This window comes from Roseovarius conchicola (genome assembly GCF_041403425.1).
Classification (GTDB): Bacteria; Pseudomonadota; Alphaproteobacteria; order Rhodobacterales; family Rhodobacteraceae; genus Roseovarius; species Roseovarius conchicola.
The window spans coordinates 262,750-281,412 of record NZ_JBGEHK010000002.1 but is presented as its reverse complement, the minus strand read 5'-3'; the positions used below and the strand labels follow the sequence as shown (position 1 = coordinate 281,412).

The following is an 18,663-nucleotide window of genomic DNA, read 5'->3' as shown; positions in this document are numbered from 1 at the left end:
TCAATGCATGGCCTGTTTGCACAGCGGGGCGTTCGTGCGTGAAATCTATCTTTAGCTTGATTGTCGGCGCCTTTTTTGGCGCGGTGTTCGGCGCGTCGGCTGCAACAGCGTGTGACGCAACGACCCCCTGCCCGGTCGATGGCGGCGACTATCTGATTGCCGTGCCCGAAGGCGCTGACGGGCCGCTTCCCGCCGTGATGTTCATCCACGGTTACGGCAGCAGCGCCGCCGGGGTCTTGCGCAACTCTGCCCTGACATCGGTGTTTCTGGATCGCGGTTATGCGGTGATCGCGCCCAATGGCTTGCAACGTCAGAACGGCAATGGACGCTCATGGTCCTTCCATCCGGAACGCCCGCAAAGACGTGACGAGATCGCGTTTCTGCTCAGCGTGCGCGATGCCGCCATCGCCAGCCACAACATTCGCGCCGATCGTTTTCTGTTGTCAGGGTTCTCGATTGGCGGATCGATGGCCAGCTATCTTGCCTGTCAGACCCCGAGTGGTTTCGCGGCTTACGCCCCCGTTGGTGGCAGTTTTTGGCGGCCACACCCTGCGGAATGCGAAGGGCCTGTGCGCCTGTTTCATACCCATGGTTGGAAAGACGAAGTGGTCCCGCTTGAAGGCCGGGCCGTTGGTGGTGGCATGGCCAACGATCCAGACGCATTCGTGCAAGGTGATGTTTTTCACGCCATGGATATTTGGCGACAGGCCAATGGATGCGTACATATGAAGGCCGACAGCTTTGCCGGTACGAACGGTTATTGGCTGCGCAAATGGGAAAGATGCACCCCCGGTTCAGCGCTGGAATTTGCTCTTCACCCCGGCGGCCATTCGATCCCCGAAGGATGGGTGGAAATGACCATCGACTGGTTTGAGGCGCTGTAAAGCCTATTCCGCAGCGGTCGCGACAGGGCCACTCTCCAGATGCGCCTTCAACGCCACCCGCTCTTCGCGCGCCGCGGTGATGATACGCGGCTCTTTCAGGCTGTGAGGGGTGTCCAGCCGCAGCGCTGGAAACCGCCCATCCGACACGCGCAAGGCGCTGAGCCGCGACAGGGGAACCGCCATGATCAGGCTGAGCGCAATCGGGGCGAGCCAGAGGGAAATCACGCCAAAGACAATCGCAACGCTCATTGCAAAACCAAGAGCGGATTCAACGATGTGAAACCGCAGCATCATGCCCCAGCTATACCGCGCCATGCTGCGCGATTGCGGGGTCCAGCTTTGATCCCGCCCGATCAGAGCGCGGAAAACGGCAAGGCTCTGCTGGACCATCAGGATCGGAGCGTAGAGGATCGAGCACGTGATCTCGAACAACACGCTTGAGATCAGCCGTCGCAGCCCGCCATAAATCTCGCGGTTTTGCCGGTTCATGGCCAATGCAATCATGCCGGTGATCTTGGGCACCAACAGCATCGCATAGATGAACAGAAGATACCCCCAGCCACCCATCTGCGTATTTTCCGGCCAGATTGGATAGAGCGGATTGGTCGAACTAAAGTAACTGGTCGTTTCAAGACCCGAACGCCCAATGATCGCCCATATCGCGATCAGGGTCAGCCAGGCGGGCGACAGCAGATAGGCAATCGCCCCCTGAAACAGATGGAAGCGGGTGATCGGGTGAAACCCTCTGACCCCCAACAGCCGCAGATGTTGCAGGTTGCCCCGGCACCAGCGTCGGTCGCGCAACACGTAGTCGATCAGGGTCTGGGGCGCTTCTTCATAACTACCGCCCGCATTGGGCAGAAAGCGCACTGTCCAACCGGCACGGCGCAGCATCCCCGCTTCGACAAAGTCATGACTGAGGATCAGCTTGGATCGTCCGCCGCGACCGCGCAGGTACGGCAGACGCGCGCTGTCGGCAAAAGCACGGGTGCGAATGATCGCGTTATGGCCCCAGTAATTGCCCTCGCGCTGCGACCAAACGGCCAGACCCTCGGCCAGAAGCCAGCCATAAACCGCGTTGGAAAACTGCTGAATACGGCCGAACAAAGTCTCGGCCCCGATCACCAGCGGATAGCTTTGCACCAGACCAGCATCCGGGTCATTGGCCAAGGCCCGCGTGAGATGACGGATCGCCGCCCCACTCATCAGACTGTCGGCATCAAGCACCACCATCGCATCATAAGCGCCACCCCAGTTTTCCAGCCAGTCCGACAGGTTGCCGACCTTCTTATCGGTGTTTTTCGCACGGTGGCGGTAATAAACCTCGATGTTCGGCGGACAATGGGCGCGCAAGGCCAGGAAGGCCTGTTCCTCCTGATAGATGGTCTCAGGCTCGAAACTGTCGCTGAGAATGAAGGCGCTATAGCGGTCATCGCCTCCGCGCTGTGCCAGCTCTTTCAGGGTGGCCTGTATGTTGCCAAACACATCGGCGGGGGATTCGTTATAGACGGGCACCAGAAGGGCCACGTTTTGCTTGGCCTCTGAGCCATGGGTTTCATGCAAACGACGCGGCGAAATGGCCAGGCGCAGCAGCCCCACGATCACCGTACTGACCGACAGCGACACCCAGATGAACGTCACCCCGATCAGGGCAATCGCACTGGTCTCCAGCGCGGTCACACCGCCCGAGCGGAACCATTCGACAAAGCCGAGGATCAGCATGATCGTCACCGCAACAGCCGGGGCGAAGGCGGCAAAACGCCAAAGGCGATCACTCAGCGACGCACGGAACCGACGGCGCGGTGTGGGGCGATCCGCGAAATCCTGCGCGGCCATCTCCAGCGGTGCACGGTCCGGCATCATGCAGGTGGTGTAGGCACTCATGGCGTCCACCGATAAAGCCAGGTTTCACTAAGCGGGGCACCGTTCAGGCGCAGCTCGGCCCGGAATTCGATCAGCTCGGCATCGCCGGGTTCAAACTTGAACGCCAACCGCGGCCCGCCAGTTTCGGGATTGCGTTGCAGAACGCCCGAGGAAACCTCGCCGGCGCTGGCGCGGATCTTGCGTTCAATCTGGCTCAGATCTTCGGGCAGGTTTGCGCCCGGCTCAAAGTTGATAGCAACAATAATCCCCGTCTCGAACGCATTGCCGATCTGCGTGTTCAGCACCCGTAACCCATTGCCGTAATCGCTGTCCTGCCCCCAGGTCAGCCGATAGCTGAGCTGATGCGCGCTGCCTTTTTCCCAGGGCTCGGACGGACGCCAATAGGTGACGATATTGTCATAGATTTCCTGCTCGGTGGGGATTTCCACCAGGACAACCGAGCCCGCGCCCCAACCCTCGCCTGGCTCAACCCACAGACCCGGGCGGCGATGATAAAGCGCCTCAAGATCTGCGAAATCGCTAAAACGCCGTGCGCGCTGCATCAGGCCGAACCCTTTAGGATCGCTATCGGCAAAGGCGCTGATCTGCAAACGGCGCGGATTGGCCAAAGGTCGCCAGATGGTTTCACCCGCGCCATTGCGGATCAGGAGGCCATCGGAATCATGCACCGCAGGGCGGAAATCCGAAAACCGGTCGCGATTGGTTTCGTCGAATTGAAACATCGAGGTCAGTGCAGCGATCCCCACATGGGACATGTCTTCGCGAGGGAAGATTGTCGCCTCGACCTCCATCACAAGGGGTTGGCCCGGGCGAATGACAAAGCGGTACGCCCCTGCGCAACTCGGGCTGTCCAGCAAGGCATGCAGCACAAATCGCTCATCTCCGGGCGCTGGCTTTTCCAGCCAGAAGGCAACGAAATCGGGAAACTCCTCGCCCTGCGGTTCGGCCACATCAATCGCCAGGCCACGTGCCGACAATCCATAGATGTCGCCCGTCCCAATCGCACGGAAATAGCTTGCGCCCTGAAAAACCGCGAACTCGGTGTAAATGCCCTTTTTCTCAAGCTCGGCCCGCAGGCGCAGACCGGAATAGCCCAGGCTGTCATCCATAGGCAGGTCTGGAAACTTGTCGGTCTTGTCGAAAACGTCAAAGTCGAATTTCAACGGCCTTGCCGCGCCATCCTGCACCACATGCATGGCAACCGGCCTTGGGAAGTAGAGACCCGGTGCAAACACATCCAGCTGCAGAGGCGTGTCCGGTTCATCCGCCCACAGGGCATTCTGCGTGTTGAACCAAATCGAGCGGTAATCGTCATAGCTGATGTTCAGCCATTCCTCCGGAACAGCCTGGCGTAAGGCATAAGGGCGCATGGCGCGCAGCCGGGCCGTCTCGGTCACATAGGCCGGATCAAAGGCGCGCGCCTCGCCCAGGGACAAGCCACCAGAGGATGGTTTGCCGGCCCCGGTCGACGCCAAAACAGGGCTGCCGGAGAGCGCGATAAGTGCGGTCAGAAACTCGCGACGCAGCATCGTTACACCCTCGCCTTGCGCCACGGGTGCGATTTGAACCATCCGGCACCGTAGGCCACAGTGATCAACAGGGCAAAGCCGAGCGCGTTGATGTAAAGCATCGACAGATGGCTACGCCCCACCTGATCCAGGGCAGCCCCCAGCAGGCGGGCAAGGTACATCGACGCTATGAACACGGCCAAGGATTGCTGCCCCACCTTCATGATGATCGCCAGCGTCTTTCGCCACAGCCACGCCAGCACACCGTTTTCGGCAGACGCGCGGATATTGTCACCGTTCGGGCCAACCAAAATCCACGCGACATAGGCCGTGGCCAGAAAATGCACGTAACGCAGAATGCCAAAATCGGTCTTGGCGCGCAGAAACGCGATCTCCTTGCGGCCTTCCAGGAAGACAGGAAACTCCTGGTAAATCCGGAAATAGGCAAATGGCAGCGAAATCAGAATGATCGCAACCGCAACGGCAAACAGCACCTTGCTTTTGGGCGGCGCGGGCAGCCAGCCGATCATGAAGGCAAAGCCGGTGAAGAACACCAATTGCCAGCCAAAGGGGTTGAAGAACCATTCCCGCTCGGACCATGGCTCGGCCGGGAAGGCGAGACCGGCAAAGTTGGCCAACAGCCAAAGGGCAATCACGGCCGCGGCCACCAAACCCTTATGGATCAGGGCCAGCCCCACCATGACTGGCATCATCGCAAGGATGACCAGATACATTGGCAGAATGTCAAAGTAGTTGGGCACATAGGTCAGCGTGAAGAGGGCAGGCAATTGCTCCATCGGACGTTTGAAAAACGGATAGAGGTTCAGCTGTCCAATGTAATCGCGCCCATCGGGGAACCATGAATTCAAAAGCGCCATGGTGGCCGCGATGGCAAAGAACAGCCCCAGATGCGCCCAGTAGACCTGCCAGATGCGAAACGCGACGCGGGCACTGCCCAGCAACATGCCGCGTTCGCGAAACACCTTTCCAAACGCGATGGCCGAGGCCATGCCGGAACAAAACACAAAAGTTTCCGTGGCATCGGAAAAGCCAAATCGCGCCGGGATCCACAAGGTCAGCCAGTTGCCCGGCACATGGGCAATCAGGATGATAAACATCGCAATCCCGCGAAAGAAATCCAGACGCGGATCGCGGGTTGTGACCTGTGGAACAGCGGTCGTGGCGCGTATTGGGGCGCTATGTGACATCGTCAGACTCATAAGAACTTATTGGGCCGCCGTCGATTCGCTAATGGCCCGCAAATCCCGGATCGATTCGAGCCGGGTCTCGGCAAAACTATCCACCGCCCCTTTGCGCAGCGCAGTACGCGCGGTAATCAGTTGTTCAGCCTCGCTCAGATGCCCCGCGCGCAGGGCCGCATCAATCGTCACGCGCTCAAAAACGTCGCGCTGGGCATGGCTGCCACCCATGGTCTGAAAACCGGGTTGGGCAGCGACCAGTTGTTTATAGGCCAGATCATATTTTGCCTCGCCAAACGCAGCGAGACCTTCGGCTGCCAGAAGGCCCGGATGTTTCATCACACCGGCCATCTCGCCGGTTTGGCCGCCACTTTGGGCCACACGCGCCACCAGACGCGCCGCCGCATCCGGGCGTTTATCGCCCGACAGCGCCAGCATGTAGTGCAGATCAGCAAAGACAAGGCAGCCATCTTCGCTGCGCTTTTCGGCCAGATCGGCCAGTTCGGCCCAGCGACTTCCGACATTCACACCCTCCAGCTCCAGCCGCATCAGCAGAGAGCTGGCATTGGAAAAATCGCGGTAATCGTCCGTTTTCTCATCACGAATCTTGGTATCATAGAGCGCCAGAACGTGATCCATTTCACCGCGATCCATATGCAGCAGCGCCTTGTGCCACCAGACGTGAAAGCGGAAATTGTTGCAATGATCCCAGGCGGCGGTGTGCCCTTCGATCAACTTGATCCCGCGCACCGGATCGTGTGTCATGTCATAAACATGCGCCACCGCATGCATGCCCCAGGCATCATCCGAGGCCAGCGTCAGCCCTTCCAGACCCGAGGCTTCGGCTTCGGCGTAGCTGCCGGTTTCTTCCTGTGCAAAGCTGAGGCATCCCATCGCAAACCCGCGCAGTGGGTGATCGGCGTCATGCGCCCCAATCACGCGTTCCAGCGATCGGCGCATCCCGTGATTGTCACCCATGATAAACCGGATCGCATGGCTCACCTTCATCGAAAGGGTATCTGCCGGGGTCAGCCTTAGCGCCTGTTCCATACACTGGATTGCCGCGCTTGGTTTTTCGTTCAGCCACAGACCCAGCGCCTCGACCCACAGGCGCTCGCGTTCATTGGCACCACCCTGCGCCAGGGCGATAACCGCATCGGCATGGGCCTGATGCGCAACATCCACCAGCTCGCGCCGTCCCATCATCATGGAAAACAAACCCTTCGCTGCTAGGGCCATGGCATAATCAGGCTCGGCCTCAAGCAGGGCACCCAGATGAACAGGAGCTTGGATCCCATGCGCAAGGAATGCGCGGATCATCTTATTCCAGTGGTCTATTGACGAGGGGCGGGTCAAGCTAACGGGAGCGGTACAAATATCGTGATACATGTTCTATCCTACAAGGCGGATCGCAGGCTTGCTGCGGCCCCTCAGATTTACCCGCGCGATCACGGTAACGCACATCACGTAACCGCTAGCCTTCGGGAAGGTGATCACGCGTCACCGTTTTGTGAGGTTTCTTACGTCAATCTGCCTTTAAAACAGGCAACTTAAGCCCTGGGATCAGGTGTTTCAGGGCATTGGCATCCTGTCCGAATCGGGGTGGCGGGCGGCGATACGTCACTGGTGTTTTGGAAAATTTCAATGGATTTCCAAGGAGTTGCACTGATCCTTTGGTCGTTTCATCATGCAGGATACTGACTTTTGCATCTCGGGCCTCGGCCTGATCCGATCCAAGCGCCTCAGCGACGGTATGAATCCGCCCACAAGGCACTTTAACGCCCTCTAATGTTTCAATAATCGTCCCGGATGAGAGGGTTTTCAGCGTTTGTGACAGCGTTTGTGACAGGTCTGCACGGTTGGCGATGCGATCCGGGTTGGTGGTAAACCGCGCATCTTTGGCCAGATCAGCCCGATCAAGGGCGATGCAAAAGCGCTGAAACTGCTGGTCATTGCCCACCGCAATGATCACATGGCCATCTTTGGTGGCAAAGACATCATAAGGCACGATATTCGGGTGGGCATTGCCGCGTCGCTCGGGCAGCTTGCCGGAGGTGAGGAAATTAGTACCTTCATTGATCAGCCACGCCATCTGCGCATCGACCAGCGCAAGATCAATATGTTGCCCTTCGCCTGTCGCATCCCGGTGGCGCAACGCGGCCAATACACCGATTGTCGCATACATCCCACACATCACATCGGCGATGCCCACGCCCACTTTCATCGGCGGCCCATCGGGCGCGCCGGTCAGCGACATGATCCCGCCATAGCCTTGCGCCATCAGATCATAGCCGGGTGTGTCACGATTGGGCCCGGTCTGTCCAAAACCCGAGATTGAGCAGTAGATCAGTTCGGGATGTTCCGCACACAACGTGTCGTGATCCAGCCCGTATTTGACCAGCCCGCTGGGTTTGTAATTCTCAATCACCACATCCGCCTCGGCCGCGATGGCGCGCACAAGGGCCTGACCCTCCTCGGTCGAAAGATCGGCAGGGATCGAATACTTGTTGCGGTTGGCAGACATGAAATAGGCGCTGAGGTCGCTGTGCCCGTCCGGCGTTTCGGCGTAGGGCGGGCCCCAGCCGCGCGTGTCATCGCCACCGGTCTTGGGGTTTTCGATCTTGATCACTGTCGCGCCCAGATCGCCCATCATCTGGGTTGCCGTCGGCCCGGCCAGAATGCGGGTCAGATCAAGGATCACCAACCCGTCCAAAGCACCTGTGGTTTTGGTGTCAGAAACGTCCGTCATAGGATTTCCTGTCAATCTCGGCGGCGATGATGGTGAAGGTCTCAGACGATTTTGCGGCAGCCAGTGCCGATCTCAACGCGTCCTCATCCGTAACGCAGTGGCCTTCACCGCCAAAGCTGCGCGCTAGGCTGGCAAAATCCACCCGCCCGAAGTCGACGCCACGATTGTGCATCTGGCGCTGGCGCTGTTTCAACTCGATCAGGGCAAGGCTGGCATCGACAAAGACTACAAAGATGGTTTTCAGCCCACGCTCAGCGGCGGTGGCCATTTCTCCTGCGACCATGAGGAACCCCGCATCACCCGAGAAGGACACGACAGTGCGGTGCGGCTCGACAATCTGCTGTCCCATCGCCAAGGGCACGGCAACGCCCATGGTGCACAGCCCCGAGGATTGGGTCAGAGCGCGGGGAAACTCACATTGCCACATCTGAGATAGCAGAATCCGGTGCGCGCCGCTGTCAGCGGTGGCGAGGGTGTCAGCGGGCAGGACTTCGCGGCAGATGGAAATCACAGCATCCGGCCCCCATTCATCCTGACGCGCAAAGCTTTGCACAAGGGCCGCGCGGGCGGTGGCAGGTTCGCCATCAGGCCATACACCCGACAAAGCTGTTTCAGGTAAAAGGGCGGCAACCGATGCGGCACTGTCCCCGATAAAGTTATGGGTCGCCTGATGCATATAATGGTGGTTTGGTTCGGCCGTGATGTCGATCACCACCTGCGCTTTCGGATCCCAAGCATTCTGCCAACCGACGCGCATCTCAATCGGGTCATAGCCAATCGCAAGGATGACATCTGCCGCCTCTACCAAAGGCAGCAAAGTGGCGTCCGCCTTGGGCGACAGCCCGGCACCGCCCAGACACAAGGGATGGCTCTCCGGCACAATCCCTTTGGCCTTGTAGGTTGTGATGATCGGCGCATTCAGCTGCTCAACCGCATTTTGCACAGCTTGTTCCGCGCCTTCGGTCATCGCATCGACACCACAGATGATCAAAGGCCGTTTGGCCCCGGCAAGCGCCTGTTTGGCAGCAATGAAATCGGGCGTTTCGGCGGGGCGCATCGGCAACGCCTTGGGGCGCAACACACCCTCGCCCTGCGCCAGGGCATCGGCGACCGAGATCGGCACATCGATATGCACCGGACCGGGCCGTCCTTCGACCGCGCGGGTCACGGCCTTGTCGGCAATCACATGCGCCGCACCTGCGGACAGGGTAAAGCTGGCCTTGGTGATCGGGCGAAAAACCTGCGGCTGATCCAGCACCTGATGGGTATAGGTTTGGGTGGTATCGGCATCGACCGCGCCGGTCAGAACGATCAGAGGCACACGATCCTGTCGCGCGTTTTCGACCGAGTTGATCCCGTTCAACGCACCGGGGCCCACCGTCGCCACCAAGATACCGGGGGCACCCGTGCGATGATACGTCCCCTCGGCCATGAACCCGGCTGCGTTTTCATGTTTGGCCAAAACAAAGGTGATGCCTGCCTGTTCCAACGCATCAATCAGCGTCAGAACCTCGCCACCCGGCATGCCAAAGGCCCACCGGCACCCGGCAGCATAAAGCCGTCTGGCCAAAACATCTGCGGCCCGCATCGCCGTGTCGCTCATCTGAATCCTCATGTTCAAGTCAGGGCGTTAGTGCGGCGCGGCAGGCCGGTGCGCAACTAAATTCCGCGTGTGGGAATGTTGCAATGGGCGCTCAGGCCTTCGTAGGGGACAGCCACTGCACAAGCTTTTCGGTCAGGCTGAGGGTGATGAAACTGCCAACCACCCAGATGATCAGATCGAACTGAGCCAGCGGTGTGCCACGCAGCCAGAATTGAACCATACCGCCGCCGGGCCGCAACCCCAACTCGCCCAGCGCGCTGCGTCTTCCCCACAGTTCGAGCGGCCAGAACCGCGACAGGTAAAGCAGGACAGTTGCAACACAGAGCACGATCAGGATCGAGAGGGCGCGTCTCATGGCAACACCTCCAACGTCGTGTCATCGGCAAGGAACACCAGCAATCCACCACGCTTTTCAACCCGACCCTCCAACGAGATGTAAACCCCCACCCGATCCAGCAGGGCATCGGTGATCGGACCGCCATCTGCCGAACCGATCATCAGGAACTCCTGCCCCTCAACCGGCTGCGAGGTGACAAAGACAGGGGGAACACCGCCGACCAGACACAGTTCGGCGCAAGCCTTGTGCGCCAATCCACGACCGGGCCGCATCGCACCTGTCAGGCATTTGCCATCGCATATTTCACCGGCAAGACGCCAGCGGCCCAGATCGACGGGGTCAGGCACCGGCTCGCTCACATCAGCGGCCTTGATATGGCGGTTGCGATTTGGGATCTGCAACATCCGGATACTGCCGCGGTTGAGGATCACACCGGTCACCTCGGCCCCGGCACCACCAATATTTTCCGCCTCCTCAGCAATCCCGAATTTGCCCGCCCCGGACATCATCAGTGTTTCGCCCACCTTGATCTGGTCTGACCCGGAAGTGACGTGCAGCATCGGATAGGGCTGCAACTCGAGCACACCAGTGACGGTCTGACGCCCGAAATCACCCCGGATGCGGGCGTCTTCCGGCGCGTCCTGCGTGCCGCCGACCGCCAAAGCCAAAGCGGCAAAGGCAGCTACCGTGCAGATCGCCACAGCCGACAGCAGCACGACCAGCCCTTTGGGAACGCTCAGGTATCCAACGAAGAAAGGTTTGCCGTGATCGCTCATGCGCTCATCCCCGTCGTGATGACCAGAGGCTCGACCGGGGTGCCGGGTAGATTGGCCTCGGGGTCAACCTCGACCATGTCCCCGTTCAGCCGGAGGTTATAGGTCGGCACCTTTTCGGTGAAGGGCGCGGGCGAGCGGCCATTGGTGACGTCGTATTGAAACCCATGCCACGGACAGGTCACCAGACAATCCAGAATGCGCCCTTCGCCCAGCGGCCCGTTCTGGTGCGCGCAGGCATTGGCGATGGCCGAGAGTTTGCCGTCATGACGAAACACCGCCACACGATCGCCATTCCTCAGACGGGCCACCTTGGCGCGTCCTTCGTCGATTTCACCGACGGCACAGATGCTTTCCCATGCGTCGTTGGCCTGCCCGACCGCCGCTGGATCGCTGACTGTGCGTTCGTGACGCGAGGCCAACAGATGCAAAATCACAACGCTGCCGGCAGCGATCACAACCAGAATGCCAAAGGTCTGATTTTGCTGATCCTGCAACGCGCCCAGCCCGATATGGGCCACGACCGCAATGTAAGCAGGATAAATCAGGTAGTGCAATGCCTTCCAGATTCTCGGGGTCAGGAACTTCAGCCAGAAGTCATGGCTGGTCACGGTCAGGATCGTCAGGCTGAATAGTGCGAAGATACCGAAACTCTCAAAAGGGAATCCCAGCAGCTGGCCATAAGTAGTGTTGGTGCCCAAGACTGCCGCGTATTTGTCGACAGGCGAGAAAGAGAAATACCAACCGATGACAAACCCGGCATGGGTATAGGCGACAAAGCAGGTCAGCACGCCCAGATGCCGCCGGTTATAGAGCAGTGGTAAAAACCGACTGTCCAATCTCGCCAACGGCCCGATCAGCAAGATTGCCGTCATCAGGAAAAACGCACAGGCCCCAAAGGCACGCATGTTGTGGATCTGCGGGTTGATCGCCGGATCATGGCCAAGTAGGCCGGGGGTCAGGTTCACGAACACCCACAAGAATGCCATGATCGCCGCCAGCACCACGGCGTCATAGATGTATTTGAAACGGTTCCACTGGACAGGGATGTATTTGACGCTCATTGCGACGCCCCTTCTTCCAGTTGGACCGGCGCAATGTCAGATGGCCAGGTCTGACGGATCGAATATGACGTCAGCAGCGACAGCGCGATCAAGACCGCCATTATGATGGCCACCACGTGGTGACTGCGCCGTGGTGGGGCGTGGCGCAGGCGCCATTTGTCCCGCCCGGTGGCCAGCACCCACCAGCGCCAAACAACCAAAGGCCACAGCACCAGAATGCCCGGCACAAGAAGCGGGCGAAAAGTGATGGCGCCGCGCGCATCCTCATCGATCTGTCCCAGACCGAAAGTGAGAAAGGTGACCGAGACAACCACCCCGATCCCACCCCAGATCTGCACCAGAAGAATAAGGGTTTCGGCGCCTGTCATGACAATGCTCCATACCTGTTAAGGATCATGATGCGTCCCTTTCTTCTGATATCTCCGGGCCATCAGGGGCGGCCTTGCGAAAGCGATTTGCAACGGGCGAGGCCGACACCCCATGCAGAACCGCACTGATCAGAACTCCCAGAAAACAGATCAGAAGAATTTCATGCCCATGGGTCAGACGTTCAAAACTCTGTAGAACCAACAGGGCAAACAGCGCCGTTGCCAACCCACGTGGACCGAACCACCCCAAAAACAACCTCTCGGAGGCGGTGGTGTGGGACCCGGTCAGGGACAACCAGATCGCCAGAGGCCGAGTGACAAACAGGCTGAGCAGGATCAGCAGAATCCATGTCGGCGTGAGACTGTTCAGCAAATCGGGAGCGATAACAATGCCCAGCAGAACGAAGGTGCCCAGAACCAATAACTGGCCTTCGGCCTCTAGAAACTCCAGCACGAATTTGCAGCGTTTTTGAAAGCACAAACCAAAGGTCAGGCCGCCAACAAACGCCGCAAGAAATCCGTTGCCGCCAATCTCGACCGACACCAGATAGGACAACGCGGCCAGTGCCAACACGCCAATCCCCTCGAACAGTTCATTGGTCAGGCCGCTGCGCAATGCCCGCGTCATCAGAAAGGCGCCAAGAGCACCAATCGCCGCCCCGGCCAGACTGCCCAGACCGATCTGCTTGGCAGCAAACACCACCCAGCTGGTTTGCACATCGTCATGAACACCGCCCACGGCCAGACAGCCAAAGAACAACACGGCAGGCAGCGCCAGACCGTCGTTCACACCGCTTTCAACGGTCAGTGCATTGCGCAGGCGTTCCGGCACGTTTTGGTTGGTCACAACCGCCTGGCCCAGCGCCGCATCAGTTGGGGCCAGAATGGCCGCCAACAAGGCCAGCTCCCAGATTGGCCAGCCGGGCAGCAGGAACAGGTTGACCAGATAGCCAAACACCATCGCCAAGGGCAAACCGATCAACAGCATCCGCAGGGGTAGCGTAAAACCCTCTTTCAGGGCGCGCGCCTTGACCATGGCCGCATCCGAAAACAACACGATGACCAATGTGATCTCGGCCAACAAGTGCAATGTTTCTTCCAGATGGATACGCTCACCGCCCGACACCACGGCCAAGGCCAGGCCAAGGCCGATGGCAACCATCGGTGGGGTGATGATACCGGCGCTTAGCCGTTCAGCCAGCAGGGCATAGCCAAAGCCAACGACGGCAATCAGGATCAGGGCATATTCGATGATAGTGTCCTCTTCGCTTCGCAGCTTTTACACTAAACCTGTCGGCCCGGATAATCACAAGTTGGGTCAAAACGTAAATATGATCAATCAGATCGACGATGCGATACCCCGATACCCGGTCAGGGACTCAATGGAGGAAGCAATTGCCAAATTGCAGGTTCGTGAGCCTGCGGATATGCTCGCCCCCAAGACCAGATAAAGGACAAGACATGCTGATCGCTTTGATTGGCCGGGACAAGCCCGGCGCGTTGCAAATCCGGCTTGATAACCGCGATGCCCATGTGGCCTATCTGAAATCGAGTGGCGTGGTCAGTCAGGCAGGGCCGCTGCTGGATGACGCCGAACAGATGATCGGCTCGCTTGTCGTACTGGACGTCGCCGATATGCAGGCCGCGCGTGACTGGGCCGCGAATGATCCTTACGGCCATGCCGGATTGTTTGACTCGGTTGAACTGATCCCGTGGAAAAAGGTGATCTGAGGATGCGCTATTGGCTGTTCAAATCCGAACCCAACACCTGGGGCTGGGACGATCAGGTGGCCAAGGGCGAGGTGGGCGAAGAATGGGATGGTGTGCGCAACTATCAGGCCCGCAATTTCATGCGTGAAATGAAGATCGGCGATCGAGGCTTTTTCTATCACAGCATGAAAGAGAAATCCGTGGTCGGCCTTGTCGAAGTGATCGCCGAGGCGCATCCCGACAGCACCACCGACGATCCCCGCTGGGAATGCGTGGATATCAAGGCCATTGGCCCGGTCAAAACGCCTGTCACGCTTGAGATGATCAAGGGAACGCCAGAGCTGGAAAACATGGTTCTGGTCAAAAACTCACGCCTCTCGGTTCAGCCCGTGACCGAAGACGAATGGCGCATCGTTTGTACGATGGCCGGTGTTTCAGGCTAGGCGCAGCCCATAAAACACGCCATCATCCGGTCACCGATAAGTGGGACGGAGATGTGCAATGGAATTTCTGAACGTAATCGTGGCCGCCGTGGCAGGCTTTGCCTTTGGGGCGGTCTGGTACATGACACTGTCCAAGCCCTGGGTCGAAGCCTCCGGGATCGAGGTGGACGAGAACGGCAAACCGGTGGATCAATCGCCCCTGCCGTTCGTCATGGCCGGAATCGCCATGCTGATCGTGGCGGGCATGATGCGCCATGTGTTTAACCTGTCCGGTATAGATACCTTTGGCGAAGGCTTGGTGTCGGGGCTTGGGATCGGGCTGTTTTTTATCTCGCCCTGGATCATGATCAACAATGGCTATGGTGGGCGACCCTTCAAGCTGACGATCATTGACGGGGGCTATGCCACGTTTGGCTGTGCCATCATGGGCGCGGTTCTGACGCTGTTCTGAAAATGGTGGAGGGCTCAGGCGATTGCCCGAACCCTCCACTTCCCCACGTGCTCCCTACGCACCACACGTGTATCTGATAAAGGGCTCGGCCATCCTGGCCTGCTACAGAACTTGATACGCTTTTGCGGGCAATTTTGCAAATTCCAAGTCGTTAGAATGCCCTTCAAAACAGATGCAAATCCAAGGCACAAATAAAAAACGCCCACCAAAATCGGCGGGCGTTTAAAACTTGGATAAGGTCGCGGCTTAGCCGTAGACCGACTCTTTGCCGAAATGCTTGGTCAGCATGTAATAGACCACGGCGCGATACTTGTTGCGTTCGGACTGGCCATAGGTCTGGATGACGCTGTTGATCGCCTCGTCCAGTTGCGGACCATCCGACAGGCCCAGTTTCTTGATCAGGAAGTTGTTCTTGACGGTCTCAAGCTCGTGCTCTTGCCCGGCCGCAACGGTCGAGGCATCCGCATCATAAATCGCGGGCCCACACCCGATGGTGACTTTGGTCAGCAGATCCATGTCCGGCTGCATCCCACATTTGTTCCGCAGATCATCTGCATATGTTGCGATCAGATCGTCACGACGTCCCATACATACTTCTCCCAGCTATGCCGGTATCGCACCGGCTATTTGTCAAAATACCGCCTCACCCGAGGCGCTGGCAGGAAGATAACGGCAGAACCTGTGCGCACAAAGGGAAAACTTGGCCAGTTTCTCCCCCCAAATACGCTCTGCGCGATGCCTTGCCTGCCGATTCAAATATAATGTGAAAACTCAACGACATAGGCCCCAGCCACGGGTTTGCAAATGGAAGTGGTCCGCGTGCAATGCGTTGAATTCCGGTCCAAGGGCAACCGGGAACCACAGGCAGGACGCCTCAAACGCATCCCTCAGAAAGGCCGCACCTGGCCCGCTGCCCGGCCAATCGCGCTTGAGATCGACCGTCACTCCATTGGCCAGAACAAAGCCGGACACATCCAGCGCATCAGCGGTGGCGTGAGTGCTCATCCTTGATTGATCGCCCGAAGCCGTTCGCATCCGGCGGCAACTATAGCTGGAAAAATGCCGGATCTCGCGCACATCGGCCTGCATATGGCGTCGCGCAGCCGCCTGAAGGCCATGACGTTCCCACATCGCGACGCGCAAAGCGGTCTGGCATCGCGTTTCCACGGGAGCCAGCGACACCGGGCCAACCTTGCTAAGGGAAACGCGCGGGTTGATGAAGCACTTTTCGCTATCCTCAAGCGGGGGCAGCGCCTGAAACGTGGCGGCATCTTCCAGAATGGCCAGACATTGCGCATCATCCTCAAGTGCTGCGCGCAGTTTCCAGCCGGTCAGCGATGTCACCGGGGCATCAACGCGCAAAGGCGTTGTCGGATTCCACTCATCGGGAAGCGGGGTTTCGGGATGAAAGACCGCCGCAATCACTGCAATCAACGCAACCGCAAACAGCGCCTTGAACAGATGCCTCACTTCAGAATGACGCCTTCAGTTCTGCCATGACGTGTGCGCGCATCATAGGCCTTGTCCTGTTGCCGCCATTTCCTCAGAATCGCATTCCCCCCCCTGCAGCCAGCCTGCTCAATCTCGCGTCCGGCATTGATGCTGTGCTGGCCATGTCTTTCTTCGTGGCGTCGCATGGCCGTCTTCATCCGCTCCCACTTGGCGCGCAGTTCGGGACTCATGGCGCCTGGGTTGGTGTGTTCGGGCAGCGTGTACCTGATCTTGACCGTCACCTCGCATTGCCCTTTCCAGGACACCCAGCCACGCGTGAAGGCCCAAAACCCGATCCGTCCACGGGTGCTCATTTGCCGAACCAGACCCCGGGCAGTTGTGGCATCGACCGGATAGGTTTGCTCAATAACGATGATCCTGGGTTCAGCATTGGCCGGAGCGGTAAGTGCAAGACAGGTACCAAGAACGAAAGCAAGCTTGACAACATGTGTGTTCCGGTTTGACCCAACCATACCTTCGACCCCGATATACCCTGTTAATTCCAGAACCAGTTTGATCAGCTTCACGGCGTTAGGATCAAGATGCAAGCGAAGGGTCACCTTGGCCGCAAGCTTCGGCAAGATATCGACCACGCAGGCTGGAGAGCAAAGAAAACCGCGCGCCCGGTAATATGGCGCGCGGTGTTCATTGTCTTACCAGATATAGCGACGAGTATCCCTAGTAGCGGTAATGCTCGGGCTTGAAGGGGCCTTCGGGGCTAACGCCAATATACGCGGCCTGTTCGGGGTCCAGTTTGCTCAGCTTCACACCGATCCGGTCCAGATGCAGCCGGGCGACTTTCTCGTCCAGATGCTTGGGCAGAATGTAGACCTGGTTGTCATACTCATCGCCCCGCTGCCACAGCTCGATCTGGGCCAGCACCTGGTTGGTGAACGACGCAGACATCACGAAAGACGGGTGACCGGTGGCATTGCCAAGGTTCAGCAAGCGGCCCTCGGACAGCAGGATCAGACGGTTGCCCGAGGGCATCTCGATCATGTCCACCTGTTCCTTGATGTTGGTCCATTTGTGGTTCTTCAGGCTTGCCACCTGAATTTCATTGTCGAAATGGCCAATGTTGCCGACGATCGCCATATCCTTCATCTCGCGCATATGCTCGATGCGGATCACGTCCTTGTTGCCGGTCGTGGTGATGAAGATGTCAGCGTCCGATACAACATCTTCCAGAACGACAACTTCAAACCCGTCCATGGCGGCCTGCAGGGCGCAGATCGGGTCGACTTCGGTCACCTTCACACGGGCACCGGCACCGCGCAGAGACGCGGCCGAGCCTTTGCCCACGTCGCCATAGCCCATCACGACGGCAACTTTACCGGCCATCATCGTGTCAGTGGCCCGGCGGATACCGTCGACCAGCGATTCTTTGCAGCCATACTTGTTGTCGAATTTCGACTTGGTAACCGAGTCGTTCACGTTGATCGCGGGGAAGGGCAGCTGACCTTTCTTGTGCAGGTCATACAGGCGATGCACACCGGTGGTGGTTTCTTCCGACACACCCTGGATCGCATCACGTGTTTTGGTGAACCAGCCGGGGCTTTCGGCCATACGCTTTTTGATCTGCGCAAAAATCGCCTCTTCCTCTTCCGAGGTGGGCACTTCGATCAGGTTGGTTTCATCAGCTTCAACACGCGCGCCCAGCAGAACGTAAAGTGTCGCGTCGCCACCGTCATCCAGAATCATGTTCGCGCCTTCCGGGAACATGAAGGAACGATCAAGGTAATCCCAATGCTCAACCAGTGTTTGGCCTTTGACGGCGAAAACAGGCGTGCCGCCTTCGGCAATCGCAGCCGCCGCGTGATCCTGGGTCGAGAAAATGTTGCAGCTGGCCCAGCGCACATCCGCACCCAGCGCCACCAGCGTTTCGATCAGAACAGCGGTCTGGATGGTCATGTGCAGGCTGCCCACGATCCGTGCGCCTTTCAGCGGCTTGCTGTCACCATATTCATCGCGCAGGGCCATCAGCCCCGGCATTTCGGTTTCAGCGATATCCAGCTCTTTACGGCCAAACGCCGCCAGTGCGATATCCTTGACCACATAGTCTTTCGCCATCACTCGGCTCCTCAAAATAACTGTTTGAGCGGCAGATAGCACTGCACCTGCCTTACGGCAATGCGCGAATCTTCTGGGCGGCCGGTCTGTGCCGCCATCGCGACAGATTGCGCGTCCTGCGCAAGGTCA

19 protein-coding genes are annotated in these 18,663 nt (G+C 58.6%); 4 read left to right on the top strand and 15 right to left on the bottom strand.

Annotated features, from left to right (window positions below; all coding sequences use genetic code 11):
• Positions 1–38 precede the first annotated feature (38 nt).
• The gene (locus V6N02_RS07255; protein WP_371224859.1) at positions 39–884 is read left to right on the top strand and encodes a CE1 family esterase; all 846 of its coding nucleotides are present in this window, start codon (positions 39–41) and stop codon (positions 882–884) included.
• A 3-nt stretch (positions 885–887) separates the two neighbouring features.
• Here V6N02_RS07255 and mdoH read toward each other — a convergent pair whose 3' ends face one another.
• The 11 genes from mdoH to V6N02_RS07200 all read right to left on the bottom strand — a co-directional run bounded on the left by mdoH (position 888) and on the right by V6N02_RS07200 (position 13,531).
• A complete protein-coding gene (mdoH, locus tag V6N02_RS07250) occupies positions 888–2,768 on the bottom strand; it encodes a glucans biosynthesis glucosyltransferase MdoH (protein ID WP_371224858.1) in 1,881 nt (626 codons plus the stop codon).
• Entirely contained in the window at positions 2,765–4,339 is a 1,575-nt protein-coding gene (locus tag V6N02_RS07245; RefSeq protein ID WP_371224857.1) for an OpgD/OpgG family glucan biosynthesis protein, read from the bottom strand. The genes mdoH and V6N02_RS07245 overlap by 4 nt, the downstream gene beginning before the upstream one ends.
• On the bottom strand, positions 4,300–5,484 hold the full coding sequence (locus V6N02_RS07240) for an OpgC family protein (protein ID WP_371224856.1): 1,185 nt from the start codon (positions 5,482–5,484) through the stop codon (positions 4,300–4,302). Before V6N02_RS07240 ends, V6N02_RS07245 begins: the two co-directional genes overlap by 40 nt.
• A gap of 18 nt (positions 5,485–5,502) precedes the next feature.
• Positions 5,503–6,864, bottom strand: coding sequence for a tetratricopeptide repeat protein (locus V6N02_RS07235; RefSeq protein WP_371224855.1), 1,362 nt, complete (start codon positions 6,862–6,864; stop codon positions 5,503–5,505).
• 136 nt (positions 6,865–7,000) lie between these two features.
• On the bottom strand, positions 7,001–8,224 hold the full coding sequence (locus V6N02_RS07230; protein WP_371224854.1) for a CaiB/BaiF CoA transferase family protein: 1,224 nt from the start codon (positions 8,222–8,224) through the stop codon (positions 7,001–7,003).
• Positions 8,208–9,827: a thiamine pyrophosphate-binding protein gene (locus V6N02_RS07225; RefSeq protein ID WP_371224853.1), complete on the bottom strand. Its 1,620-nt coding sequence runs from the start codon at positions 9,825–9,827 to the stop codon at positions 8,208–8,210. The genes V6N02_RS07230 and V6N02_RS07225 overlap by 17 nt, the downstream gene beginning before the upstream one ends.
• Before the next feature lie 91 nt (positions 9,828–9,918).
• Positions 9,919–10,182, bottom strand: coding sequence for a hypothetical protein (locus tag V6N02_RS07220; RefSeq protein WP_371224852.1), 264 nt, complete (start codon positions 10,180–10,182; stop codon positions 9,919–9,921).
• Entirely contained in the window at positions 10,179–10,940 is a 762-nt protein-coding gene (locus V6N02_RS07215) for a hypothetical protein (RefSeq protein WP_371224851.1), read from the bottom strand. The genes V6N02_RS07220 and V6N02_RS07215 overlap by 4 nt, the downstream gene beginning before the upstream one ends.
• Positions 10,937–12,001: a Rieske 2Fe-2S domain-containing protein gene (locus tag V6N02_RS07210; RefSeq protein ID WP_371224850.1), complete on the bottom strand. Its 1,065-nt coding sequence runs from the start codon at positions 11,999–12,001 to the stop codon at positions 10,937–10,939. The genes V6N02_RS07215 and V6N02_RS07210 overlap by 4 nt, the downstream gene beginning before the upstream one ends.
• Complete coding sequence (locus V6N02_RS07205) at positions 11,998–12,369, bottom strand: hypothetical protein (protein ID WP_371224849.1); 372 nt, start codon at positions 12,367–12,369, stop codon at positions 11,998–12,000. Before V6N02_RS07205 ends, V6N02_RS07210 begins: the two co-directional genes overlap by 4 nt.
• A gap of 25 nt (positions 12,370–12,394) precedes the next feature.
• The gene (locus tag V6N02_RS07200) at positions 12,395–13,531 is read right to left on the bottom strand and encodes a cation:proton antiporter (RefSeq protein ID WP_371224848.1); all 1,137 of its coding nucleotides are present in this window, start codon (positions 13,529–13,531) and stop codon (positions 12,395–12,397) included.
• A gap of 299 nt (positions 13,532–13,830) precedes the next feature.
• On the opposite strand from V6N02_RS07200, the gene V6N02_RS07195 reads away from it, so the two are divergent.
• Genes V6N02_RS07195 through V6N02_RS07185 form a run of 3 tightly spaced genes read left to right on the top strand, consistent with a single transcriptional unit; the run spans position 13,831 to position 14,973 of the window.
• The gene (locus V6N02_RS07195; RefSeq protein ID WP_371224847.1) at positions 13,831–14,100 is read left to right on the top strand and encodes a YciI family protein; all 270 of its coding nucleotides are present in this window, start codon (positions 13,831–13,833) and stop codon (positions 14,098–14,100) included.
• 2 nt (positions 14,101–14,102) lie between these two features.
• On the top strand, positions 14,103–14,522 hold the full coding sequence (locus V6N02_RS07190) for an EVE domain-containing protein (RefSeq protein ID WP_371224846.1): 420 nt from the start codon (positions 14,103–14,105) through the stop codon (positions 14,520–14,522).
• A gap of 58 nt (positions 14,523–14,580) precedes the next feature.
• Positions 14,581–14,973 carry a DUF1761 domain-containing protein gene (locus V6N02_RS07185; RefSeq protein WP_371224845.1) on the top strand — a complete coding sequence of 131 codons (393 nt, stop codon included), beginning with the start codon at positions 14,581–14,583 and terminating at the stop codon, positions 14,971–14,973.
• 246 nt (positions 14,974–15,219) lie between these two features.
• On the opposite strand, the gene V6N02_RS07180 is transcribed toward V6N02_RS07185, so the two are convergent.
• From V6N02_RS07180 to ahcY, 4 genes are all read right to left on the bottom strand, one after another.
• A complete protein-coding gene (locus tag V6N02_RS07180; protein WP_371224844.1) occupies positions 15,220–15,561 on the bottom strand; it encodes a DUF2853 family protein in 342 nt (113 codons plus the stop codon).
• Positions 15,562–15,744: 183 nt separating this feature from the next.
• Complete coding sequence (locus V6N02_RS07175) at positions 15,745–16,443, bottom strand: extensin-like domain-containing protein (RefSeq protein ID WP_371224843.1); 699 nt, start codon at positions 16,441–16,443, stop codon at positions 15,745–15,747.
• Positions 16,440–17,024, bottom strand: a complete 585-nt coding sequence (locus V6N02_RS07170) for a DUF922 domain-containing protein (RefSeq protein WP_371224842.1) — start codon at positions 17,022–17,024, stop codon at positions 16,440–16,442. Before V6N02_RS07170 ends, V6N02_RS07175 begins: the two co-directional genes overlap by 4 nt.
• A gap of 118 nt (positions 17,025–17,142) precedes the next feature.
• Positions 17,143–18,534, bottom strand: a complete 1,392-nt coding sequence (gene ahcY / locus V6N02_RS07165; protein ID WP_371224841.1) for an adenosylhomocysteinase — start codon at positions 18,532–18,534, stop codon at positions 17,143–17,145.
• Between the last annotated feature and the right edge of the window lie 129 nt (positions 18,535–18,663).